20 protein-coding genes are annotated in these 22,903 nt (G+C 67.1%); 15 read left to right on the top strand and 5 right to left on the bottom strand.

Annotated elements, in window-relative coordinates; genetic code table 11:
• Positions 1-84 precede the first annotated feature (84 nt).
• On the bottom strand, positions 85-1,425 hold the full coding sequence (gene argG, locus A9973_RS23500) for an argininosuccinate synthase (RefSeq protein ID WP_183016077.1): 1,341 nt from the start codon (positions 1,423-1,425) through the stop codon (positions 85-87).
• 260 nt (positions 1,426-1,685) lie between these two features.
• Here argG and A9973_RS23495 point away from each other — a divergent pair, with 260 nt between their 5' ends.
• The 5 genes from A9973_RS23495 to A9973_RS23475 are packed head-to-tail and all read left to right on the top strand — an operon-like array spanning position 1,686 to position 9,717.
• Positions 1,686-3,185, top strand: a complete 1,500-nt coding sequence (locus A9973_RS23495) for an efflux transporter outer membrane subunit (protein ID WP_183016076.1) — start codon at positions 1,686-1,688, stop codon at positions 3,183-3,185.
• Positions 3,186-3,189: 4 nt separating this feature from the next.
• Positions 3,190-4,368, top strand: coding sequence for an efflux RND transporter periplasmic adaptor subunit (locus tag A9973_RS23490; protein ID WP_183016075.1), 1,179 nt, complete (start codon positions 3,190-3,192; stop codon positions 4,366-4,368).
• Positions 4,365-7,580, top strand: a complete 3,216-nt coding sequence (locus A9973_RS23485) for an efflux RND transporter permease subunit (protein ID WP_183016074.1) — start codon at positions 4,365-4,367, stop codon at positions 7,578-7,580. The genes A9973_RS23490 and A9973_RS23485 overlap by 4 nt, the downstream gene beginning before the upstream one ends.
• A gap of 30 nt (positions 7,581-7,610) precedes the next feature.
• The gene (locus A9973_RS23480; RefSeq protein WP_183016073.1) at positions 7,611-8,297 is read left to right on the top strand and encodes a heavy metal response regulator transcription factor; all 687 of its coding nucleotides are present in this window, start codon (positions 7,611-7,613) and stop codon (positions 8,295-8,297) included.
• Positions 8,298-8,319: 22 nt separating this feature from the next.
• Positions 8,320-9,717, top strand: coding sequence for a heavy metal sensor histidine kinase (locus A9973_RS23475; RefSeq protein WP_183016139.1), 1,398 nt, complete (start codon positions 8,320-8,322; stop codon positions 9,715-9,717).
• 26 nt (positions 9,718-9,743) lie between these two features.
• On the opposite strand, the gene A9973_RS23470 is transcribed toward A9973_RS23475, so the two are convergent.
• Positions 9,744-10,652 (bottom strand): LysR family transcriptional regulator, encoded by a 909-nt coding sequence (locus A9973_RS23470; RefSeq protein ID WP_183016072.1) that lies wholly within the window; start codon positions 10,650-10,652, stop codon positions 9,744-9,746.
• Positions 10,653-10,748: 96 nt separating this feature from the next.
• On the opposite strand from A9973_RS23470, the gene A9973_RS23465 reads away from it, so the two are divergent.
• The 5 genes from A9973_RS23465 (at position 10,749) to A9973_RS23445 (ending at position 14,627) form a co-directional block, all read left to right on the top strand.
• Entirely contained in the window at positions 10,749-11,615 is an 867-nt protein-coding gene (locus A9973_RS23465; RefSeq protein WP_183016138.1) for an amidohydrolase family protein, read from the top strand.
• A 63-nt stretch (positions 11,616-11,678) separates the two neighbouring features.
• A complete protein-coding gene (locus A9973_RS23460; protein ID WP_183016071.1) occupies positions 11,679-12,632 on the top strand; it encodes a tripartite tricarboxylate transporter substrate binding protein in 954 nt (317 codons plus the stop codon).
• A gap of 2 nt (positions 12,633-12,634) precedes the next feature.
• Entirely contained in the window at positions 12,635-13,165 is a 531-nt protein-coding gene (locus tag A9973_RS23455) for a carboxymuconolactone decarboxylase family protein (protein WP_183016070.1), read from the top strand.
• Positions 13,166-13,177: 12 nt separating this feature from the next.
• Positions 13,178-13,741 carry a DUF4286 family protein gene (locus A9973_RS23450; RefSeq protein WP_183016069.1) on the top strand — a complete coding sequence of 188 codons (564 nt, stop codon included), beginning with the start codon at positions 13,178-13,180 and terminating at the stop codon, positions 13,739-13,741.
• Between the two features lie 34 nt (positions 13,742-13,775).
• Complete coding sequence (locus A9973_RS23445) at positions 13,776-14,627, top strand: alpha/beta fold hydrolase (protein ID WP_183016068.1); 852 nt, start codon at positions 13,776-13,778, stop codon at positions 14,625-14,627.
• A gap of 73 nt (positions 14,628-14,700) precedes the next feature.
• Here A9973_RS23445 and argF read toward each other — a convergent pair whose 3' ends face one another.
• Positions 14,701-15,642 (bottom strand): ornithine carbamoyltransferase, encoded by a 942-nt coding sequence (argF, locus tag A9973_RS23440; protein ID WP_183016067.1) that lies wholly within the window; start codon positions 15,640-15,642, stop codon positions 14,701-14,703.
• Positions 15,643-15,656: 14 nt separating this feature from the next.
• Positions 15,657-16,874: an aspartate aminotransferase family protein gene (locus tag A9973_RS23435; RefSeq protein WP_183016066.1), complete on the bottom strand. Its 1,218-nt coding sequence runs from the start codon at positions 16,872-16,874 to the stop codon at positions 15,657-15,659.
• 179 nt (positions 16,875-17,053) lie between these two features.
• Between A9973_RS23435 and A9973_RS23430 the strand changes: the two genes are divergently transcribed.
• A complete protein-coding gene (locus A9973_RS23430; RefSeq protein WP_013392635.1) occupies positions 17,054-17,344 on the top strand; it encodes a DUF3579 domain-containing protein in 291 nt (96 codons plus the stop codon).
• 151 nt (positions 17,345-17,495) lie between these two features.
• On the opposite strand, the gene A9973_RS23425 is transcribed toward A9973_RS23430, so the two are convergent.
• Entirely contained in the window at positions 17,496-18,215 is a 720-nt protein-coding gene (locus A9973_RS23425) for a GntR family transcriptional regulator (protein ID WP_006224914.1), read from the bottom strand.
• Between the two features lie 248 nt (positions 18,216-18,463).
• On the opposite strand from A9973_RS23425, the gene A9973_RS23420 reads away from it, so the two are divergent.
• From A9973_RS23420 to A9973_RS23405, 4 genes are all read left to right on the top strand, one after another.
• Positions 18,464-19,201, top strand: a complete 738-nt coding sequence (locus tag A9973_RS23420; protein WP_183016065.1) for an aspartate/glutamate racemase family protein — start codon at positions 18,464-18,466, stop codon at positions 19,199-19,201.
• Between the two features lie 100 nt (positions 19,202-19,301).
• Positions 19,302-20,879 (top strand): ABC transporter substrate-binding protein, encoded by a 1,578-nt coding sequence (locus tag A9973_RS23415; RefSeq protein WP_183016064.1) that lies wholly within the window; start codon positions 19,302-19,304, stop codon positions 20,877-20,879.
• A gap of 80 nt (positions 20,880-20,959) precedes the next feature.
• The gene (locus tag A9973_RS23410) at positions 20,960-21,952 is read left to right on the top strand and encodes an ABC transporter permease (protein WP_183016063.1); all 993 of its coding nucleotides are present in this window, start codon (positions 20,960-20,962) and stop codon (positions 21,950-21,952) included.
• A complete protein-coding gene (locus A9973_RS23405) occupies positions 21,942-22,883 on the top strand; it encodes an ABC transporter permease (protein WP_183016062.1) in 942 nt (313 codons plus the stop codon). Before A9973_RS23410 ends, A9973_RS23405 begins: the two co-directional genes overlap by 11 nt.
• Positions 22,884-22,903: the final 20 nt, after the last annotated feature.

Genomic DNA, 22,903 nt, shown 5'->3' with positions numbered 1-22,903 from the left:
CAGATTGCGCCCGCGCCGCCACGACGCCCGCACAATAAAAAAGCCCCTCGGGTTCGCCGAGGGGTTTTTTTTCGGGCGGAAGAATTACTTCTTTTTGCCGTCGTCCTTCAACTGCGGCAGCGAGGTGCCGCTGGAGGCCAAGAGGCCGGTTTTGACGTAGGTGAACAGCTTTTCGCGGGTGTCGACGATGTCGAGGTTGCGCATGGTGAGCTGGCCGATGCGGTCTGCCGGGGTGAAGGGGGCGTTTTCCACCTTTTCCATGGACAGGCGCTCGGGGGCGTACGTCAGGTTGGCCGATTCGGTGTTCAGCAGCGAATAGTCGTTGCCGCGGCGCAGTTCGATGGTGACTTCGCCGGTGATGGCGCGGGCGACCCAGCGTTGGGCGGTTTCGCGCAGCATGATGGCTTGCGGGTCGAACCAGCGGCCCTGGTACAGCAGGCGGCCCAGCTTGCGGCCGTTTTCGCGGTACTGCTCGATCGTGTCTTCGTTGTGGATGCCGGTGACCAGGCGTTCGTAGGCGATGAACAGCAGGGCCAGGCCCGGGGCTTCGTAGATGCCGCGGCTCTTGGCTTCGATGATGCGGTTTTCGATCTGGTCGCTCATGCCCAGGCCGTGGCGGCCGCCGATGCGGTTGGCTTCCAGCAGCAGTTCGACCGGGTCGCTGTATTCCACGCCGTTCAGGGCGACGGGTTGGCCTTCGTCGAAGCGGACGGTGACTTCTTCGGCCTTGACGGCCACGTCGTCGCGCCAGAATGCCACGCCCATGATGGGCTTGACGATGCGGATGCCGGAGTTCAGTTGCTCCAGGTCCTTGGCTTCGTGGGTCGCGCCCAGCAGGTTGGAGTCGGTCGAGTAGGCTTTTTCGGCCGACATCTTGTAGTCGAAGCCGGCTTGGCGCATGTATTCGGACATTTCCGAACGGCCGCCGAGCTCGTCGATGAAGCGCTGGTCGAGCCAGGGCTTGTAGATCTTCAGGTCCGGGTTGGTCAGGAGACCGTAGCGGTAGAAGCGCTCGATGTCGTTGCCCTTGAAGGTGCTGCCGTCGCCCCAGATGTTGACGTTGTCTTCCTTCATGGCGGCCACCAGCATCGTGCCGGTGACTGCGCGGCCGATCGGGGTCGTGTTGAAGTAGGTGATGCCGGCGGTCGAGATGTGGAACGCGCCCGCTTGCAGGGCGGCGATGCCTTCAGCCACCAGCTGCGCGCGGCAGTCGATCAGGCGGGCGTTTTCGGCGCCGTAGGCCAGGGCCTTGCGGGGGATCTCGTCGTAGTCGGACTCGTCGGGCTGGCCCAGGTTCGCCGTGTAGGCGTACGGGATGGCGCCGTTGTTGCGCATCCACAGGAGCGCTGCGCTGGTGTCGAGGCCGCCGGAAAAGGCGATGCCGACCTTCTGGCCGGTGGGAAGGTTCGGGAGGATAGTGGTCATTGTTTGAGGTGAGACGCCAACAGGACTTTGACAGCAACGAGCCGCCAAACAAGAAAGGTGACCGCATTTTAACTCTTTTGACCGGGGCGGGCGGCGCTGGGGGCCAGGGCGCCCGCGCGGACGCGGCGGAGGGCCGGGCATCCGTCCCCGGCCGCGGCGCCGAACCTGTCCGAATTGTCAGGATCCGGACAGCGTGGAGTCCCGGACGCCTTCCTACAGTGGGGGCGTACTGACTGTCGGCCGCGCGGGCGGCGCTGAAAATGAACACTGGAATGCGGATCGCGCCACGCTGGGCGGCGGCAGGGCTGGCGGCCTTGCTGGGTCTGGCCGGCTGTGCGGCGGGCCCCGATTACCGGCGTCCGGCGATGGACCTGCCGGACGGGTACAAGGAATCGGGGCCATGGAAAACCGCCGAACCCGGCGTGGTCGACGGGACAAGGCCCTGGTGGGAAGCCTATGGCGACCCGACGCTAAGCGGGCTGATCGTGCAGGCCAACGCCGCCAACCAGACCATCCAGCAGGCCCAGGCGCAATACCGGCAGGCGCGCGCCGCCGCCGATGCGGCCCGGGCGGGCTTCTGGCCCACGGCGGGCGTCAGCGCGTCGACGCAGCGGGCGCGGGCCAAGAGCAATGGCATGACCGGCGTGTCCAACGGCTATGCCGCCGCGCTCGACGTGTCATGGGAGCCCGACCTGTGGGGCGCGGTGCGCCGGCAGGTCGAGGCCAGCGATGCGTCGACCCAGGCCAGCCAGGCCAGCCTGGCCGCTGCCCGGCTGAGCATCCAGGCGGCGTTGGCGCAGGACTATCTGCAATTGCGGGCGGTGGACCGCGAAAAGGACCTGTATGCGCGGACGCTGGACGCCTACACGCGCACGCTCAAGCTGACGCAAAGTCAGTATGACGCCGGCGTGGCGCTGCGCTCGGACGTGGCGCAGGCAGAAGCGCAGTTGAAGACCGCCGAAGCCCAATCGATCGACCTGGACGCGAGCCGCAGCCAGTTGGAACATGCGATCGCCATCCTGACGGGGCGGGCGCCGGCGCAGTTCAGCCTGCCGCCCGTGGCCGCCGGGCAACCCTGGATGTTCCGGGTGCCCGCCGTGCCCACCGGCCTGCCGTCGGATCTGCTTGAGCGGCGGCCGGACATCGCCGCGGCGGAACGCGACGTGGCGTCGGCCAACGCCGGCATCGGTGTGGCGCGCGCCGCGTATTTCCCGTCGCTGGTGCTGTCGGCCAGCGGCGGCTTCGGCGCCGCCAGCTTTGCGCAATGGTTCAACGCCCCCGGCCGCGTCTGGTCGCTGGGCGCGCTGTTGGCGGAGACAGTTTTCGACGGCGGGTTGCGCAAGGCCCGAGATGCGCAGGCGGTGGCGGTCTTCGACGCCAGCGCCGCGCAATACAAGCAGACGGTGCTGGGCGCCTTCCAGGAAGTGGAAGACAACCTGTCCACCTTGCGCGTGCTGGACGACGAGGCCCGCGCGCAGGACGACGCGGTGGCCGCATCGCTGCTGAGCGAGCGGCTGGCCCTGGCGCAATACCGGGCTGGCACGACCACTTTTCTGACCGTCGCCGTCGCTCAGGCGCTGACGCTGTCCAACGAACGTGCCGCCGTGCAGTTGCGCGGCCGCCAACTGGTGGCCAGCGTGGCGCTGGTCAAGGCGGTGGGCGGCGGCTGGAGCGCCGACGCGTTGAAGACGCCCGATACGCAAGCGCTGGCGGTCGCCGGCCAGCCCCAGGCAGCAAACCAACCTACCGAGAACGAGTGAGTCCATGGACAAGGCGGTGACTTTCCCCAATCGACGCGCGGGATGGCGCGCGGGCGCCGCGGCGCTGGCCGTCGTGGCCTGCGTGCTGGTGGCCTGGCTGTTCCTGCGCGGGCGCGGCGGGCCTCCCGCGGCGCCCGAGCCCAAGGTGCCGGTGGCGACGACCGAGGTGCGCCAGCAAGACGTGGCGCGCTACCTGACGGGCGTGGGCACGGTCACGGCCGCCGCCAGCGTGACGGTCAAGGCGCGCATCGACGGGCAATTGGACAGCGTGGGTTTCGTCGAAGGGCAGGACGTCAAGGCCGGCCAGGTGCTGGCCAACATCGACCCTCGCGCCTTGCAGGCGCAGTTGTCCCAGGCGCAGGCGCAGCGGGCGAAAGACCAGGCGACGCTGCTGAACGCCCGCCTGGACCTGCAGCGCTATACCCGCCTGCAGCGCGAGGACGCGGCCACGCAGCAGACGCTGGATGCGCAGCGCGCGCTGGTGGCGCAGCTGGAAGCCGCCATACAGACCGACGACGCGCAGATCACCTACGCCCGGGTGCAGCTGGACTACACGCGTATCGTGGCGCCGATCTCGGGCCGGGTGGGCGCGCGGCTGGTGGACCCAGGCAATATCGTGCATGCATCCGACGCGAACGGCCTGGTCGTCATCAACCAGATCGATCCGATCACCGTGCTGTTCTCGGTGCCCGAAGAGGCGGTCCCGGCGATCAACGCGGCCATGGACCGGGGGCAGCCGCTGCCTGTCGTGGCTTATGCGCGGGACAGCAACGAGCCGCTGGAAACGGGAACGCTGGTCCTGCTGAACAACCAGATCGACACCACCACGGGCACGGTGCTGTTGAAAGGCCGCTTCGACAATCCCCACCACCGCTTGTGGCCTGGCTTGTATGTGAACGCCCGGCTGGTGCTGGACGCGCATGAAAGCGCGCTGACCGTGCCGGCCGCGGCCGTGCAGCGCAGCCAGACCGGCACGTATGTGTACGCGGTGGATGGCGAGGGTGTGGCCCAGCCGCGCGCCGTGCAGGTCGAGCGGATGCAGGACGGCGTGGCGGTCATTCAGGACGGGTTGTCCGCCGGGCAGCGCGTGGTGGTGGACGGGCAGTACAAGCTGAAGCCGGGCAGCAAGGTGCGCGAGCTGGCCGCAGCCCCGGCCACGGCTCCGGCAGGGGGGGCGAAATGAGCATCTCGGCCAGTTTCATCAAGCGGCCCATCGGCACGTCGCTGCTGGCGCTGGCGATCCTGCTGGTGGGGATCGCGGCGTGGCCGCTGCTGCCCGTGGCGCCGTTGCCCCAGGTGGATTTTCCCACCATCCAGGTGCAGGCGAACTTGCCGGGCGGCAGCCCCGAGACGATGGCGTCCAACGTGGCGCAACCGCTTGAACGGCAGTTTTCGCTGATCGCCGGCCTGTCGCAGATGACGTCCGTCAGCGCGATCGGCAATACGCAGATCACCTTGCAGTTCGACCTGAACCGCAGCATCGAATCGGCGGCGGTGGACGTGCAGGCGGCCATCAACGCCGCGACCGGGCAATTGCCGGCCAACCTGCCGAATCCGCCCACCTTCCGCAAGGTCAATCCCGCCGATGCGCCCATCATGGTGATGGCGGTGCAGTCCGACACGCTGCCGCTGATCCAGGTGAACGATTTCGCCGACAACATCCTGGCGCAGCAGATCTCGCAGATCTCGGGCGTGGGGCTGGTGAACATCGGCGGCCAGCAAAAGCCCGCGGTGCGGATCCAGGTGGATCCGGGCAAGCTGTCGGCGCTGGGCCTGAGCCTGGAAGACATCCGGGGCGTGATTGCCACCACCACGGTCAACCAGCCTAAAGGCACCATCGACGGCGCGCGCCAGAGCTTCACGACCTACACCAACGACCAGTTGCTGTCGGCCGCGCAGTGGAACGACATGGTGCTGGCCTATCGCAACGGCGCGCCGATCCGGGTGCGCGACGTGGGCGTCGCGGTGGACGGCCCCGAGAACACCAAGCTGGCGGGGTGGGCCTACGCGGGCAAGGCGTCGCCGCCGGACAACACGATCACCAATGGCCGTTCGATCGTGCTGCAGATCAGCAAGCAGCCCGGCGCCAACGTGATCGAGACCGTGGACCGCATCCGCGCGGCGCTGCCGCGGCTGGAGGCCTCGATTCCGCCATCGGTGCACGTCAACACCATCATCGACCGCACCCAGACGATCCGCGCGTCGGTCACCGACGTGGAGTTCACGCTGACGCTCACCATCATCCTGGTGGTGCTGGTGATCTTCCTGTTCCTGCGCAACGTGGCGGCCACGCTGATCCCGTGCGTGACGGTGCCGCTGGCGCTGATGGGCACGGCTGCCGTGATGTACGTGGTGGGCTTCAGTCTGGACAACCTGTCGCTGATGGCGCTGACGATTGCGGTCGGCTTCGTGGTAGACGACGCCATCGTGATGCTGGAAAACGTCTACCGGCACGTGGAGGCCGGCATGTCGCCGATGGAGGCAGCCTACAAGGGCGCCGGCGAAATCGGCTTCACCATCGTGTCGATCTCGGTGTCGCTGATCGCGGTGTTCATCCCGCTCTTGCTGATGGGCGGCATCGTCGGCCGCCTGTTCCGCGAGTTCGCGGTGACGGTGACGCTGGCCATCGTGGTGTCGGTGCTGGTGTCGCTGACGCTGACGCCGATGCTGTGTTCGCGCTATCTGAAGAACCATCACGGCGAGCGGCATGGCCGGCTGTACCAGATGTTCGAACGGGGCTTCGACGCCATGCTGCACGGCTACGAGCGCGGGCTGAAGCTGGTGCTTCGGCACCAGTTCGCCACGCTGTGCGTGTTCCTGGCGACGGTCGCCTGCACGGTGGCGTTGTTCCTGGTGATCCCGAAGGGCTTCTTTCCGCAGCAGGACACGGGCTTCATCTTCGGCTTTGCGGAGTCGGCGCAGGATTCGTCGTTCTCGCTGATGAACCAGCGCATGATCCAGATGGCCGAGGTGATCCGGCAGGATCCGGACATCGCAAGCTTCGGTTTCAACGGCAGCCAAAGCACCTATAACACCGGCAACTTCTATATCGGCCTGAAGCCCAAGGACGAAGGCCGTACGGCGTCGGCCGACGAGGTCATCGCGCGGCTGCGTCCGCAACTGGCCAAGCTGGAGGGCGTGACGCTGTTCATGCAGGCGGGGCAGGACATCAACGTGGGCGGGCGTTTGTCGCGCACCCAATACCAGTACACCCTGACGGACTCCAGCCTGGACGAGCTGAACGTCTGGGCGCCGAAATTGTTGACGGCGTTCCGGGGCTTGCCGCAATTGACCGACGTGGCTTCCGACCAGCAGAACGCGGCCGCCACGGCGTCGTTGACGATCGATCGCGCGCGGGCATCGTCCTTCGGTATCTCGCCCGCGCTGATCGACGCCACGATCTACGATGCGATCGGCCAGCGCCAGGTGGCGCAGTACTTCACGCAGATCAACAGCTACCACGTGATCCTGGAGGTGAGCCCCAAGCTGCAGCAGGACCCCAGCCTTTTTTCCAAGCTCTACCTGACGTCGCCGCTGACGGGCCAACAGGTGCCGCTGTCCACATTCGTGAAGCTGGATACCGACAAGACGGCCTATCTGTCCATCAGTCACCAGGGCCAGTTTCCGGCCGTGACCATCTCGTTCAACCTGGCGCCCGGGACGTCGCTGGGCGACGCGGTGCAGGCGATCCAGCAGGCGCAGAGCCGGATGGGCGTGCCCGCCAGCCTGGCGGGTGCGTTCCAGGGCACGGCCAAGGCCTTCGGGGATTCGCTGTCGACCCAGCCGTACCTGATCGCGGCGGCGCTGATCGCCGTGTACATCGTGCTGGGCCTGCTGTACGAAAGCTACATCCATCCGCTGACCATCCTGTCCACGCTGCCGTCCGCAGGCGTCGGGGCGCTGCTGATCCTGATGGCGGGGGGGTACGACCTGAGCGTGATCGCGCTGATCGGCATCATCCTGCTGATCGGCATCGTGAAGAAGAACGGCATCATGATGATCGACTTCGCGCTGACTGCCGAACGCGAGCACGGCATGGCGCCGGCCGAGGCGATCTACCAGGCTTGCGTGCTGCGCTTCCGGCCCATCATGATGACGACCATGTGCGCGCTGCTCAGCGGCTTGCCGCTGATGCTGAGCCACGGCCAGGGCTCGGAGCTGCGGCGTCCGCTGGGGTATGCGATGGTGGGCGGCCTGATCGTGTCGCAGGCGCTGACCCTGTTCACGACGCCTGTGGTCTACCTGTATCTGGACCGCGCGCATTACTGGTACATGGAGCGCAAGGCGGCACGGGCGGCCAGGAAGGCGAAGGCGACCGGGGCGAACGCAGCGACCGAGACAAACGGGGCGAACCCGCCCGCTATCGCGCCGGCGGACGGACTTGGGTCAAAATAGGGGTCAACCGTAGGGCTTGCGGGGCGGCACATGAAAATCCTGATAGTCGAAGACGAACTGAAGACGGCGGATTACCTGCGCAAGGGCTTGGGCGAGCAGGGCTGCGCCGTCGACGTCGCGCATAACGGCATCGACGGCCAGCACCTGGCCATGGAGCACGACTACGACGTGATCGTGCTGGACGCCATGCTGCCGGGCATGGACGGCTTTGCCGTGCTGCGTTCGCTGCGCACGGTGCGGCAGACGCCCGTCATCATGCTGACCGCCCGCGACGGCGTCGAAGACCGTATCCGCGGGCTGCACGACGGGGCGGACGATTACCTGGTCAAGCCTTTTTCCTTTCTGGAACTGCTGGCGCGCCTGCAGGCGCTGACCCGGCGCGGCCGCGCCCAGGAACCGGTGCAACTGCGCATCGGCGATCTGCAGATCGACCTGATCAGCCGCAAGGCGTGGCGGGCGGGCGCGCGCCTGGATCTGACCGCCAAGGAATTCGCGCTGCTGGCGGTGCTGGCGCGTCGCCAAGGCGAGATCCTGTCCAAGACGGCCATCGCCGAGCTGGTGTGGGACATGAACTTCGACAGCAATGTCAATGTGGTGGAAGTCGCCATCAAGCGCTTGCGCGGCAAGGTGGACGCGCCGTTCGGCCGGCGCCTGCTGCACACGATCCGGGGCATGGGCTATGTGCTGGAGTTGCGCGACGACGGGTCGCCGGAATGAGGGGCGCGTGGTGAGGACCTCGTTGAAAGCCTCGTTGAAGGCGCGGTTGCTGGTCCTGTACGCGGTGGCGGCGGCGACGACCTTCGCGCTGACCGGCGTGGCGCTGTACGGCGTGCTGGACCGCCAGCTGGACCGCATCCAGCAGGACGCGCTGCGCACCACGGCGCAAGAGGTCGGCTATTCGCTGACCCGCAGCGTCGACCCCGAGCGCTGGGGCCGCTTCAAGACCAAGCTGGATACCCTGACGCCCGCCGACGGCAGCCTGCGTTTCTGGGTGCTGTCGGATGATCCCGCCTACGAGTACGGCAAAGGGCTGGCCGACATCAGCAGCCTGGAGCGTCATTCCGACGGCTTCGGCAAGATCACCCTGCCGGACCGCGAGGACGCGTTGCTCACGCTGAGCGTCACGGTGGAGGCCAACCAGGCCCGCCCGCAGGTGCGCCTGATCGTCGGCATGGATTCCGCGCCCTATGCGCACACGCTGCGCTATTTCCTGTGGGCGATGGCGGGCTTGTCGCTGACGGCCATCCTGCTGATGGCACTGCTGGGATTCTGGGTGACCCGCGTGGGCCTGCGGCCGCTGAATCGCTTGTCGGCCGAAGCCCGCGCCCTGCGTCCCAGCGCGCTGTCGCAGCGCCTGAGCATGGCCGAGCTGCCGGTCGAACTAGAGGATCTGGCCACGTCGTTCAACGGGGCCCTGGCCCGGCTGGAAGGCGCCTACAACCAGCTGGAGGCCTTCAACGCCGACGTGGCGCACGAGATGCGCACGCCGCTGACCAACCTGATCGGGCAGACCCAGGTGGCCTTGTCGCGCCGCCGCAGTTCGGACGATCTGCAAGAGGTGCTGCAATCCAATCTGGAGGAACTGGACCGTCTGCGGACCATGATCAACGACATGCTGTTCCTGGCGCGCGCCGATCAGGGCGAGGCCGCCACCGGGCGCATCCATGCGGTGCTGGCGGATGAGGTCGGCAAGACGGCCGAGTTCTTCGAATTCCTGCTGGACGAGGCCGGCATGCGGGTGCGCATCGACGGCGACCGCGAGGCCAGCGCCTTGATCGACACGGCCCTGTTCCGGCGCGCGGTGACCAATCTGCTGCAGAACGCGATCCAGTATTCCGCTCCGGGGGCAGAGATCGCGGTCGACATCCTGCGCAGCGGCGACAAGCTGGAAGTCGCTGTCAGCAACACCGGTCCGCCCATCGCGCCGGAACACCTGCCGCACTTGTTCCAGCGCTTCTACCGCGTGGATGCGGCGCGGCGCGGAGACGGCGTGGAGCATAGCCACGGGCTGGGGCTGGCTATCGTGAAGGCCGTGGCCGCCATGCACGGCGGCGCGGTATCGGCCAGCAGCGCCGGCGGCACGACGCGCGTCGCGTTCAGCGTGGACGCGACGCCTCGTCAGGCCGGGCACCGTTAAGCCGCACAACGTTAAGCCGCGCACCGTTAAGCCGCCGGCGCGAACAGGCGGCCCAGCTCCAGTTGACGGATCAGTTGGCCGGTGGCCGTGGCCAGACGGGTCGCCGGCCGGTGGCGGGCGCTGGCCAGCACCAGGTTGTTGGTGATCCGGGGCGAGCCGATGTCGCAAAGCGACAACGCGTGTTCGGCGGCCGGGCCCCGGGCGGCGGAACGCGGCAGGATGGCATAGGCATCGCCTTGCGCCGCCAGTTCCACGATGGTCTGCACAGCGTCCACCTCGGCGGCCACTTTCAGGCGCACGCCTTGCGCGCGGCAGACGCTTTCCACCAGCGTGCGGATGGCGTTGGGCAGGCTGGGAAGCACCAGCGGATAGCCGCCCAACTGCGCCACGGAGACGCGGGCGGGCAGCGGCGGTTCGTGCCCGGCGGCGGCGGCCAGCACCAGGTCTTCCCGGAACAGCGATTCATAGGCCAATTGGGGGGAGGGCGCCGGGTCGTACAGCAGCGCCAGGTCCACCCGACCGGCCAGCAGCCACTCGCGCACCTGGGCGCTCAGGCCCTCGGCCACGGCGATGGACGCGTCGGGGAAACTGCGGCGGAAGGCCTGCACAAGCGGCGGGGTCAGCACGCGGGCGATGCGCGGCGGCAGCCCCACCACGACCTTGCCGGTTGGCGTTTCGCGCAAGGTTTGCAGGTCTTCCTTGGCGCGGTCGGCCAGGGTCAGGAGGGCGCGGGCATGTTCCAGGAAGCGCAGGCCGGCTTCGGTGGGCTCGGCGCCGCGGCCGTTGCGGTACAGCAGATGCTGGCCCAGCTCCAGTTCCAGCAGGCGGACCTGCCGACTGAGCGTGGGTTGCGCCACGTCCAGCATCTCGGCGGCGCGCGAGAAGCTGCGCCGCTCCGCGACCCTGACGAAATACTCGATCTGCTTCAGATCCATGGGATATTTAATTTAGCTATATCTGAAATCAAAGATATAGCATTGTTTGTCAGCCCGCAATCCGGGACGATGTCGTTTTTCACGCAGGAAACCGCCGTGCCCGATTGCCGTCCCCCGCTTGCGTCGCCCACCCGCCCTCGCCACGCGCTGCCGCCGGGCGCGTGCGACACCCATTGCCACGTCTTCGGGCCGGGCGACGTGTTCCCGTACGCCGAGGGCCGGTCTTATACGCCGCCCGACGCGCCCTACGTGAAGATGGCGGCGTTGCACGCGCTGCTGGGCATCGAGCGCGCGGTGGTGGTGCAGGCCAATTGCCACGGTTCGGACCACAGCGCCTTGCTGGACGCGCTGGCCCGAAGCGGCGGTCGTTATCGCGGCGTGGCGTTGCTGGGGCCGGATGCCACGGCGGCCAGCGTCCAGGCATTGCATGACGGCGGCGTGCGCGCCGCCCGGTTCAACTTCGTGCCGCATCTGGGCGGCGCGCCCGAGCCTGCGGTGTTCGACCACGTCGTGTCCCTGATCGCACCGCTGGGCTGGCACCTGTGCCTGCATCTGGACGGTGCGATGTTGCCCGGCCTGTTGCCGCGCCTGCAGGCGCTGCCGGTGCCCTTCGTCGTGGACCACATGGGCCGGCTGAAGGCGGCCGACGGGCTGGAGTCGCCCGCGATGCGCGCCTTGCTGAGCCTGGCCGGCGTGCCGCAGGCCTGGGTCAAGGTGTCGGGCATCGACCGCATCGCGTCGGGCCAGCGCCCGTTCGCCGAAGGCATCCCCTTTGTCCGCGCGCTGGTCGAGGCCTTGCCGGACCGGACCCTGTGGGGCACCGACTGGCCGCACCCGAATGTGGCGGGCGACATGCCCGACGACGGCGAATTGGTGGACACGTTCTTCCAGGCATGTCCGGATGCCGCGCTGCGCCAACGCGTGCTGGTGGACAACCCGGCGCGGCTTTACGGTTTCATGTAGACGGCAAGGCCAGCCTCCTGCGGGCGGCTGGCGACAAAAAAACCCATTCAACGAGGAGACACCATGTTCAAGAAAATTCTCTCGGCCACCGTGCTGAGTCTGGCCGCGTTCGGCGCGGCGCATGCCGACGGCCCCGTCCGCCTGATCATCGCGTTCCCGCCCGGCGGTCCGGTGGACCTGGTGGGGCGCGTGCTGGCCGAGCAATTGGGCAAAGAGCTCAAGCAGCAGGTCATCGTCGAGAATAAGGCCGGCGCTAACGGCAACATCGCCGCGGCGTATGTGGCCAAGGCGCCGGGCGACGGCTCGGTGCTGTTCCTGACCAGCGTCGGCGCGGTCGCGATCAGCCCGGCGCTGTACAAGGACCTGCCCTACGATCCGGTGCGCGATTTCGCGCCGGTGTCCAGGGTCGTGAACAACGCCACGGTGTTCGTGGTGAACCCTGCCAATCCGGCAACGGATGCCGCCGAATTCGTGAAGCAGTCGCAGGCCGCCAAGCAGTCCGTGGCGATCGGCTCGTCGGGGATCGGCAGCATCCCGCATCTGACGATGGAAATGTTCGCCGACGCCAGCAAGGCCAACGTGCTGCATGTGCCGTACAAGGGCGCGGCGCCCGTCATCAACGACGTGATGGGCAATCAGGTGGCCGGCTTCTTCGGTGACGTGCCGGGCCTGATCGGCCATATCCAGGGCGGCAAGCTCAAGCCGCTGGGCATCGCCTCGCCCACCCGCCACCCGCTGCTGCCGGACGTGAAGACGCTGGCCGAACAGGGCATCGCGGGCGTGGAATCGAACAACTGGTACGGCATCGTGGCGCCGTCGTCCACCCCGGCGGCGACCGTCGACAAACTGAACCAGGCGGTGCGCGCCGCCTTGGGCAACGAAGCCGTGCGCGCCAAGCTGGAGAAGTTCGGCGCCCAGGCCGCGCCCAGCTCGCCCCAGGAACTGGCCGCGTTGATCGCCTCTGACCGCGACAAGTGGACCGCGCTGATCCAGCGCAAGAACATCCGTCCGGAGTAAGCATGAGCGCCAGCCGAGTCACGCCCGTCGAGCCGGGCACCCGTCAGGAACTGGCCACGCTGGAGGCGCGCATCAGCGCCGCGCGCGGCCGGATTTCGCCGCTGTACCAGGTGCTGCTGAACAGCCCCGCCGTGGTCGAGGGCTGGGAGGCCATGCTGACGGCCATCCGCCAAAAGACGTCGCTGGCGCCGCGACTGCGAGAGCTGATCATCCTGCGCGTGGCGACGTTGAACAACGCGCCCTACGAATTCGAGGCGCACGTGCCGCACGCATTGGCGGGCGGCATGCCGCAGGCGGTGATCGATGCGTTGCGCGCCAGCCCCGCGCCGGACGCCGTCGCGGGGCTGGCGCCGGGCGAAGCCGAGGTGCTGGCGCTGACGGATGCGATGACGCGCGATATCGAGGTGCCGGACGCCGTGTTCGCGCCTTTGCGCGCGCGCTACGACGACACGCAACTGGTGGAATTGACGGCGACGGTGGGGGCGTACAACATGGTGTCGCGCTTCCTGGTGGCGTTGCGCGTTGGCCATTGAAAGGAGAAGAGCATGCAGGAAACGGTATTGCTGGTGTCGCTGGGTGAACGCTTCGACGAAGCGCGCGCGGCGGACATGGCCCGGCGTTTGACGCAAGGGCTGGCGGGCGTCGCGGTCAGCGCGTTCGCGGCGCTGGACGAAGAAGAGACCTACGTGTATCTGCGCGGCGCGCCGGATGCGCTGCCCGAGATCCAGGCGCGCCTGGCGGAAAGCTTTCCCGGCGCGCGGGCGCGGGTGCTGCATCAGACCCTGGACCTTGCGGGCGCGTCGGCGGGGCAGGACGCCCCGTGGCACTACATCGTTGAAACCGATGTCGTGCCCGAAGCCGAGGCGGACTTGAACGCCTGGTACGACCAGGAGCATCTGCCAGGTCTGGCGTCGGTGCCGGGCACCGTGCGCGCGCTGCGCTACGAATGCCGCGACGAGGCGCCGCGCTATCTGGCTTGCTACGACCTGCACACCCGCGAGACTTTCGGCAGCCCGCCGTGGCTGGCGGTGCGCGCGACCGACTGGAGCAGCCGGGTGCGGCCGTCGTTCCGCAATACGCACCGGACGATGTTCCGGAAGATCCTGTAGACGCGAGCGGGCATCAGACCCGGACGGAGGAGACATGATGATGAAGCAAATGCTGACCGGCCTGGCACTGTCGTGCGCGGTGGCGGCGGCGTCGCCCGCACTGGCCGATGCGCCCCGGCGCGTCAATGTGCTGGTGGGCAACGGCGCCAGTATCGAAGTGCTGGAAGAGGGGCAGGGCCCCGCCCTGGTGCTGCTGCCTTCGCGCGGCCGGGGCGCGGACGATTTCGATGATCTGGCCCAGCGTTTCGCCGCGGCCGGCTACCGGGTGCTGCGGCCGCAGCCGCGCGGAATCGGAGGCAGCACGGGGCCGATGTCCGGCATCACGCTGCATGATCTGGCCGAGGACCAGGCGGCGGTGATCCGCAACGTGGCGCGCCAGCCGGTGGTGATGGTGGGCCACGCCTTCGGCAACTGGGTGGCCCGCACGACCGGCGTGGACCATCCCGAGCTGGTGCGGGGCGTGGTGATCGTCGCCGCGGCGGCCAAGCAGTACCCCAAGGGCCTGAGCGAACATGTGGACCGCAGCGCCGAACTGTCGCTGCCGGATGCCGAACGCTTGAAGTCCATCCAGTACGCGTTCTTCGCGCCGGGCAACGACGCCCGCGTGTGGCTGAACGGCTGGTATCCGGACGTCAGCGAAAGCCAGCGCCTGGCGGGCAAGGCCACGCGGCAATCCGACTGGTGGTCGGGCGGGACCAAGCCGTTGCTGGACTTGCAGGCGGGGCTGGACCTGTTCAAGCCGCCCGCCACCCGCAACGAGATCAAGGACGAATTCGGCGGCCGGGTGTCGGTCGTGGTGATCGACGGGGCCGGGCACGCGCTGGTGCCCGAAAAGCCGCAGGACGTCGTGGACGCCATCGCGGCCTGGGAACACACGCTGCGCTGACCGCCGCCGGCGCGATGTAAAAAGGGCCTGGACACCTTGCGGTATCCAGGCCCTTTTCTTGTGCCGGACCGGCTTACTTGAGCTGGCCCAGCAGCAGGAACTCCATCAGCGCCTTCTGCACGTGCAGGCGGTTTTCGGCTTCGTCCCAGACCACGCTTTGCGGGCCGTCGATGACTTCGCCGGTGACTTCCTCGCCGCGGTGGGCGGGCAGGCAGTGCATGAAGACGGCTTCGGCGTCGGCTGCGGCCATCATTTCGGCGTCCACGCACCAGTCGGCGAAGGCGGCGCGGCGCTCGTCGTTTTCGGCTTCGTAGCCCATGCTGGTCCAGACGTCGGTCGTGACCAGGTGCGCGCCCTGGCAAGCTTCCATCGGGTCCTTGAACTGGCGCAGCACCTGGGGCGAGGGCGTGCCGATGCGCGACGCCTCAAGCTCGTAGCCGGCGGGCGTGGACACGTGCAGTGTGAAGCCCAGCATTTCGGCGGCGTGCAGCCACGTATAGGCCATGTTGTTGGCGTCGCCCACCCAGGCCACCGTCTTGCCGGCGATGGGGCCGCGGTGTTCGATGTAGGTGAAGATGTCCGCCAGGATCTGGCAGGGGTGGAATTCGTTGGTCAGGCCGTTGATGACCGGCACGCGCGAGTGCGACGCGAAGCGCTCGATGCGGGTCTGCTCGAACGTGCGGATCATGACGATGTCGACCATGCGCGAAATGACGCGCGCGGTGTCTTCGATGGGCTCGGAGCGGCCCAGCTGGGAATCGTTCGAGGTCAGGTTGATGACCGAACCGCCCATCTGGTACATGCCGGCTTCGAAGGACACGCGGGTGCGGGTGCTGGCCTTTTCGAACACCATCGCCAGCGTGCGGTCGTGCAGCGGCATATGGGGTTCGTATCGCTTGAATTTTTCTTTGATCAGGCGTGCGCGGTCCAGCACGTAGGCGATCTCGGCGGACGAAAAGTCCTTGAACTGGAGGAAATGCCGCAACGGGCCGTTTTGAGTCGTGGGAGGAGTCATGGTGATGTCGCAGGTCATTGGACCCGGCCGGGCTCGTGGCCCGGACGGGAATGGGATGTTTCGGCCAGGAACTGTTGGATGAGCGGAACCAGCGTGCTGACGATCTGGCCCGCCTCTTGCTTGTTCAGGATCAAGGGCGGCAGCATGCGGATGACGCGGTCGCGCGTGACGTTGATGAGCAGGCCGGCCTCAAGCGCGCGCAGGGCCAGCACGCCGCAGGGGCGCGCCAGCTCGATGCCCAGCATCAGGCCGCGGCCGCGCACGTCGGCGACGCCGTCGGTGCCTGCCAGGGCGCCAGCCAGCGCCTCTTTCAGATAAGTGCCCACCGTGTGGGCGTTGTCCAGCAGGCGCTCGGATTCCAGGGCGTCCAGCACGGCCAGCCCGGCCGCGCAGACAAGCGGGCCGCCGCCGAACGTGGTGCCGTGGCTGCCCGGGGTGAATACGCCGGCGGCGGGGCCCGCCGCCAGCATCGCGCCGATCGGCACGCCGCCCGCCAGGCCCTTGGCCAGCGTCATGACGTCGGGCGTGATGTCCGCCCATTGATGGGCGAACCATTTGCCCGTGCGGCCGATGCCGGATTGCACTTCGTCGATCATCAGCAGCCAGCCGCGCTCGGTGCACAGGCGGCGCACTTCCTGCAGGTAGGCGATGTCGGACGGGCGGATGCCGCCTTCGCCCTGCAGCACTTCCAGCAGCACCGCCGCGGTGCGCGGTTCGGCGTCGCCGGCGGCGCGCACGGCGCCGATGTCGTTGTAGGCAACCTGGATGAAACCGGTCGGCAGGGGTTCGAAGCCCTTGCGCGCCTTGTCGCTGCCCGTGGCCGCCAGCGTGGCCAACGTGCGGCCATGCCAGGACGAGTCCATGGTGATGATGTGGGCGTGCTTGTTGCCGCGCTGGTAGGCGTAGTAGCGCGCCAGCTTGATCGCCGCCTCGTTGGCTTCCGAGCCGCTGTTGTTGAACGCGACTTCCTGCATCCCGGACAAGGCCGTCAGGCGCGCGGCCAGCGCCGCCTGTTGCGGCACTTCATAGATGTTCGAGGTATGGATGACGCGCGCGGCCTGCTCGCTGATGGCGGCGACGAGTTTCGGGTGGGCATGGCCCAGGCACGACACGCCGATGCCGGCCAGCGCGTCCAGGTACTTGCGGCCGTCGGCATCCCACAACCAGACCCCCTGGCCGTGCGTGAACGCAACCGGCAGACGGGAATAGATATTGGCCAGAGGCGAGGTCATTGCGGATCCTCCTGGGGGATTACCAAAAAAGCCGGCCCTTTTTTCATGGTGTTTCCAGTCAGAAACGCCATTTGGAAGAGGGCAAAGGATCAATCATATACAATTCGCGGCGCAGGGCGCATGTTTGATCACGCCGAAGATCCGGCTTTCGTGAAAGGCGCGCTGTAGTGAAAGAACTCATGGCAACTCGCGTCAGACAATTCGTAATTCATGGCGTTACCGAAAGCGGTAGCCGATTCCGCCCCAGTGATTGGGCGGAGCGGCTCGCTGGCGTAATGGCACAGTTCCGGCCCGCCGGCTGTGCTGGTAACCACCTCACCTATTCGCCCTATGTGCTGCCCGTCGTCATCGACGGCGTGCGCGGAATCGTGGTCGACCTGCGTTTGCGCGACCTGGAGCCGCTGGCGTACAAGTTCGTGGTGGATTTCGCTCGCGACAACAACCTCAAGACGGAAGAACGCGAAATCTAGGCCCCAGAACCGAAAAGCGCCCCGACCGGGCGCTTTTCTCATTATTGGGGACTTCCTGCACGCCCATCGGGCGGGTCCGCGCCTAGGCGCCCCATCCGTGCGCGGCGCGCCTGCGCATTTGGGGTGCAGACGCGTCTGCGCGACTGCGGGTTCAGGTCCCGTAGCGGTCCAGGATCTTGCGGATGTCGCGCACGCCCGAGCCGTCCGTGCTCAGCAGCGCCCGCGCGGTGACCGACTCCAGGTGATGCTCCAGCAGATGCAGCACGTGCTTTTCATCCCGCGCGCGCAGGCCTTCGACGATCTCCATATGCTCGCTGACCGCGCATTCGCTTGAATGCGGTCGGCCGTAAAGCGCCAATATCAGCGAGCACCGCGAGACGATCTCGTTCACATAGCGGGCATACACCGCATTGCCCGACAGTTCGGCCATCAGAATGTGGAATTCACCCGACAGCCGGATGGATTCGTTCGTGCTGTTGCGCTTGCGGGCCTCTTCTTCTTGCGCCACGTGCTGGGCCAGGCGCGTCAGCCCGGCTTCGGTGATGTGCTGTAGCAGCCGGCGGGCCACGTCGCGTTCGAGGCAGCGGCGTGCCTCGAAGATATCGTGCGCTTCTTCCAGGCTGGGGCGGGCGACCGCGGCGCCCCGGTTCGGGCGCAGATCCACCAGGCCTTCGCTGAACAGGCGCGTCAGCACCCCCCGCACGATCGTCCGGCTGACGCCGAAGCGGTCGCCGATGACGTCTTCCGGCAGCTTGTCGCCGGGCAGCAGGGCTTGCTCGATGATGGCGCGGCGCAAATTAATGTATACGATTTCGCTGCGATTTATGTCTTTCTTGGCGGGCTCGTTAGCCGGCGGCGCGAGAGGTTTCATCTTCTTCTTAGGCTCCTGTGCATGCGCGTTTTCATTGTGTTGGAAAGGTCCGGCATCCGCTGCCGGCGCGCACGGCGGGGTGTAGGCAAGCATACTACACCGGGCGATAAGGGTTAGCGATAGCTTGAAGGCAGCATTGAAGCGCGTACATTGTCGGCATAAATCGTATACAAATATTTATACAAAATGGCATACGAAAGGCTAGTTTGTGAAATGTATTTGTATACAAACCGACTGAGGTTTGTTCCATGTCCGCCACGCCCGACGCCGTCGCCTTCGACCGGCCCGATTTCACGCCTTACCGCCTGCTGGTGGTCAACGGCAACACCACGTCCGACTTGACCGGCAGCCTGGCCGAGCAGGCCCGCGCCTTCTTCGGGGGCGCGGCCAAGGTGCATGCCGTCACTGCCGCGTTCGGGCCGGCCTACATCGCCAGCCGCGTCGAGGCGGCGGTGGCCGCCCATGCGGTGCTGGAAACCGTTGAACGGGAAGTGGCCCGGGCCGACGCTCCGTTCGATGCCTGTCTGCTGGCCTGTTTCGGCGAACCCGGCATCGGCGCCGTGCGCGAATGCCTGCCGGTCCCGGTCGTGGGCATGGCCGAGGCCTCCATCATGGCCGCCATGCAGCGCGGCGACCGCTACGCCATTGTGACGGTGGGCCAGCGCTGGCCCGGCATGTTGCGCGAGCAGATCCGCCAATTGGGGCTGGAGTCCCGCTGCGCGGGCATCATCGCCTTGCCCGGCAACGCGCTGGATTACGTGTCGCGTTCGCCCGAATCGGCGGCCGAGGTCAGCCGCGCGCTGGACGCCGCGGTGGCGCAGGGCGCCGACGTGGTGATCGTGGCGGGCGCGGCCCTGGCCGGCTATCTGCCCGCGCTGCCGCGCCGGCCGGCCGTGCCCATCATCGATTCCTACCGCGCGGCCCTGGCCCAAGTGCTGGCCCTGGCCTCGCTGGACCGGGCGCAGCGCCTGTACGCGCCGGCCTGACCTGCCAGGCCGATCCGATTGCTTCACACATCGCGCCGGGCCCGGTCCCGGCGGCATCAAACCCGTATTTCAGACCGCTAGACAAGGGAGAGTTGCAGCCATGAAGACGTTGCTCAAATGGACCGCCGGGGCGGTGATCGCGCTGTCCGCCATCACCGGGGCCGCCGCCGCCAACACGCTGAAGTGGGGCGCCGCGCGCGACCTCGATTCGCTCGACCCGTACTCCTACGGCAGCACCTTCAATCTGGCGTTCCTGAACCATGTGTACGAAGCGCTGATCCGCTACGACGACAAGTTCAACATCACGCCCGCGCTGGCCGAGTCCTGGGAGGCCGTCTCACCCACCGTGCTGCGCTTCAAGTTGCGCCATGGCGTGAAGTTCCACAACGGCGCGCCGTTCACCGCCGACGACGTGGTGGCATCGATGACCCGGGTGTCGGACGACGCTTCGCCGCTGAAGGGCAACCTGCCCGCCTTCAAGGCGGTGCGCAAGGTCGACGACTTCACGGTCGACATCGAGATGACGCATCCGTACCCGCTGATGCTCAACGATCTGACCAACATCTTCATCTTCAACCGCCAGTGGCTGGTGGACAACAACAGCACCAAGCCGACGGATGCCGCGAAGAAGATCGAAGGCTACGCCACGCACAACGCGAACGGCACCGGCCCGTTCAAAGTGGAGTCGTACCGCCCCGACACGCGGACCGTGCTGGTCGTGAACAAGGACTGGTGGGACACGCCGCGCCACAACCTGGACCGCATCGAATTCACGCCCATCGCGTCGGCGCCGACGCGAGTCGCGGCGCTGCTGTCGGGCGACATCAACTTCACGGAAAACGCGCCGCTGCAGGATCTGGACCGCCTGCGCGCCGCGCCGAACGTGAAGGTGCTGGCGGCAACCGAACTGCGCACGCTGTACTTCGGCTTCAACCTGGGCGACAAGCTTGTCGGCTCCAACATCACCGACAAGAATCCGCTGAAAGATGTACGCGTGCGCCAGGCGCTGTATATGGCGCTGTCGCCCGATCTGCTGCAAAAGCGCGTGATGCGCGGCCTGTCGCGCACCACGGGCGCGCTGGTGGCGCCGTCCATCCCGGGCTACGAGGCCCGCCAGGACGAGCGCCTGCCGTTCGATGCCGCGCGCGCCAAGACACTGCTGGCCGACGCGGGCTACCCCGACGGATTCACGCTGTCGCTGCTGTGCTCCAACGACATGTTCGTGAACGAGGAAGAGCTTTGCCAGGCTGCCGCGTCGATGTGGGCGCGGATCGGCGTGAAGGCGACGCTGGCCAGCGGCCCGCGTTCGCTGCAGAACCCCAAGCGTTCGCGCGGCGAGTTCGACATCACCATCCACGGCTGGGCCAACGAGCCGCAGATCGACGCGTTGTCGATTCTGCTGCAGGTGATGCACAGCCGCACGGGGCCTGCGGGCGTCTTCAACTGGGGGCAGTGGGGCGACGCCGCGCTGGACGCGAAGATCGATGCGGCCGCCGCCGAGATGGACCGCCCGAAACGCATCCAGATGATGGCCGAGGTGCTGCAGACCCTGCATGACGACGTGCGCTTCCTGCCGTTGCACCAGCAGCCCATGGCCTGGGCCGTGGGCGCCAAGGTGGGCGACGTGCTGCAGATGCCGGACAACAAGGCCCGGCTGTGGAACGTGCGCATGCAGTGACGCGTGCCTGAGCGGGCCGCCGCGCGCCGCAAGCGGCGCAGCGGCCCTGATTCCGACTTCGGGTCTGAAAGGAGCCGCACATGCTGGCATTCATTGTTAGACGGGTCGTAAACGCGGTCGGCGTGATGCTGGCGGTGGCGTTGCTGGCCTTCGTGATTTTCCGTTTTGTCGGCGACCCCGTCGACATGATGCTGAACGAGCAGGCCTCGCAGACGCAGCGCGACGAGCTGCGCGAGCGGCTGGGGTTGAACGCGTCGGTGGGCATGCAGTTCGTGCACTTCGTGACCAACGCGGCGCAAGGCGAGTTCGGCATTTCGTACCGCAACCAGCAGGACGTGTTCGCACTGGTGGCCGAACGCTTTCCTGCCACCTTCGAACTGGTGATGATGGCGACGCTGCTGTCGCTCGTCATCGGGGTGCCACTGGGCGTGCTGACGGCCATCTACCGCAAGTCGCGCCTGGCGCAGGCGTTGCAGTTCGTGTCCATCCTGGGCATTTCGCTGCCCAGCTTCGTGGTGGGCATCATGCTGATCCTGATCTTCTCGGTGCAACTGGGCTGGCTGCCCGGATTCGGCCGCGGCGACACGGTGAAGATCGGGTGGTGGTCCACGGGCCTGTTGACGCCGTCGGGCCGCGCGGCGCTGGTGCTGCCGTCGATCACGCTGGCGCTGTTCCAGATCACGCTCATCATGCGGCTGGTGCGGGCCGAGATGCTGGAGACGCTACGCACCGAGTTCATCAAGTTCGCGCGGGCCCGGGGCCTGCCGGACCGCGTGGTGCATTTCCGGCTGGCGCTGCGCAATTGCCTGATGCCGGTCATCACCGTGACGGGCATGCAGATCGGCAACCTGATCGCGTTCGCGCTGATCACGGAAACCGTGTTCCAGTGGCCGGGAATGGGGCTGCTGTTCATCCAATCGGTCATGTTCGTGGACATCCCCGTCATGGCCGCCTATCTGGTGATCGTGTCTTTCATCTTCGTGGCCCTGAACACGCTGGTGGACATGATGTACGGCGTGGTGGACCCGCGCCTGCGCAGCCAGCACGTCAAAGGAGGCGCCAATGCTCACTAAACCTTTTTCGGGCGGCGCGCAGAGTCGGCTGTCCCGCTTCCTGCAAAGCGACCTGTGGTGGAGCCTGCGGCACGACTATGTGGCGATGGGCGCGGGCATCGTGCTGGTAGTGGTGGTGCTGTTGGCCGCGTTCGCGCCGTGGATCGCACCACAGAACCCCTACGACCTGGCGCAGCTGGACCTGCTGAACGCCGAGCTGCCGCCATTCTGGGTGGACGGCGCCGACCCGCAATTCCTGCTGGGCACCGACACGCAGGGCCGCGACGTGTGGTCGGCCATCCTGTATGGCTCGCGCATGTCGCTCGTGATCGGGCTGGCGACGGTGGTGCTGTCGCTGGCGATCGGCCTGCTGGTGGGGCTGGCCGCGGGCTACTTCGGTGGCTGGATCGACAACGCGCTGATGCGGGTGGGCGACACGCTGCTCAGCATCCCCACCATTCTCGTGGCCATCCTGGTCACGGCGGTGTTCCGGCAAATGCTGCCGCCAGGCCTGCGCGAAACGCTGTCGTCCGTGATCCTGATCCTGGCCATCTCCATGACCAACTGGGTGCAGTACGCCCGCACGGTCCGGGCCTCGGCGCTGGTCGAACGCGGCAAGGAATACGTGCAGGCGGCGCGCCTGATCCGGGTCAGCCCCTTGCGCATCATGCTGACCCACATTCTGCCCAATACGCTGACACCCGTCATGGTGACCGCCACGCTTAACCTGGGGCTGGCCATCCTGATCGAGGCCACGCTGAGCTTCCTTGGCGTGGGCATGCCGCCCACCGAGCCGTCGCTGGGCACCCTGATCCGCCTGGGCAACCAGTTCCTGTTTTCCGGGCAGTGGTGGGTGGTGGTCTTCCCCGCGCTTTACTTGAGCCTGATCGTGCTGGTGGTGAACCTGCTGGGCGATTGGCTGCGCGACGCCCTGAATCCCCGTTTGCGCTAAGGCGCCTTGTTGAATAGAGG

Source organism: Achromobacter sp. UMC46 (assembly GCF_014170335.1).
In the GTDB taxonomy this organism is placed as follows: domain Bacteria; phylum Pseudomonadota; class Gammaproteobacteria; order Burkholderiales; family Burkholderiaceae_B; genus Achromobacter.
This window is presented reverse-complemented; position numbering and strand designations above follow the sequence as displayed.

What these genes read in the sequence shown, in the direction of transcription:
- argG (WP_183016077.1), bottom strand. Translation starts at nt 1,425, where the DNA reads ATGACCACTATCCTCCCGAACCTTCCCACCGGCCAGAAGGTCGGCATC.
- A9973_RS23495 (WP_183016076.1), top strand. Translation starts at nt 1,686, where the DNA reads ATGAACACTGGAATGCGGATCGCGCCACGCTGGGCGGCGGCAGGGCTG.
- A9973_RS23490 (WP_183016075.1), top strand. Translation starts at nt 3,190, where the DNA reads ATGGACAAGGCGGTGACTTTCCCCAATCGACGCGCGGGATGGCGCGCG.
- A9973_RS23485 (WP_183016074.1), top strand. Translation starts at nt 4,365, where the DNA reads ATGAGCATCTCGGCCAGTTTCATCAAGCGGCCCATCGGCACGTCGCTG.
- A9973_RS23480 (WP_183016073.1), top strand. Translation starts at nt 7,611, where the DNA reads ATGAAAATCCTGATAGTCGAAGACGAACTGAAGACGGCGGATTACCTG.
- A9973_RS23470 (WP_183016072.1), bottom strand. Translation starts at nt 10,652, where the DNA reads ATGGATCTGAAGCAGATCGAGTATTTCGTCAGGGTCGCGGAGCGGCGC.
- A9973_RS23460 (WP_183016071.1), top strand. Translation starts at nt 11,679, where the DNA reads ATGTTCAAGAAAATTCTCTCGGCCACCGTGCTGAGTCTGGCCGCGTTC.
- A9973_RS23455 (WP_183016070.1), top strand. Translation starts at nt 12,635, where the DNA reads ATGAGCGCCAGCCGAGTCACGCCCGTCGAGCCGGGCACCCGTCAGGAA.
- A9973_RS23450 (WP_183016069.1), top strand. Translation starts at nt 13,178, where the DNA reads ATGCAGGAAACGGTATTGCTGGTGTCGCTGGGTGAACGCTTCGACGAA.
- A9973_RS23445 (WP_183016068.1), top strand. Translation starts at nt 13,776, where the DNA reads ATGATGATGAAGCAAATGCTGACCGGCCTGGCACTGTCGTGCGCGGTG.
- argF (WP_183016067.1), bottom strand. Translation starts at nt 15,642, where the DNA reads ATGACTCCTCCCACGACTCAAAACGGCCCGTTGCGGCATTTCCTCCAG.
- A9973_RS23435 (WP_183016066.1), bottom strand. Translation starts at nt 16,874, where the DNA reads ATGACCTCGCCTCTGGCCAATATCTATTCCCGTCTGCCGGTTGCGTTC.
- A9973_RS23430 (WP_013392635.1), top strand. Translation starts at nt 17,054, where the DNA reads ATGGCAACTCGCGTCAGACAATTCGTAATTCATGGCGTTACCGAAAGC.
- A9973_RS23425 (WP_006224914.1), bottom strand. Translation starts at nt 18,215, where the DNA reads ATGAAACCTCTCGCGCCGCCGGCTAACGAGCCCGCCAAGAAAGACATA.
- A9973_RS23420 (WP_183016065.1), top strand. Translation starts at nt 18,464, where the DNA reads ATGTCCGCCACGCCCGACGCCGTCGCCTTCGACCGGCCCGATTTCACG.
- A9973_RS23415 (WP_183016064.1), top strand. Translation starts at nt 19,302, where the DNA reads ATGAAGACGTTGCTCAAATGGACCGCCGGGGCGGTGATCGCGCTGTCC.
- A9973_RS23410 (WP_183016063.1), top strand. Translation starts at nt 20,960, where the DNA reads ATGCTGGCATTCATTGTTAGACGGGTCGTAAACGCGGTCGGCGTGATG.
- A9973_RS23405 (WP_183016062.1), top strand. Translation starts at nt 21,942, where the DNA reads ATGCTCACTAAACCTTTTTCGGGCGGCGCGCAGAGTCGGCTGTCCCGC.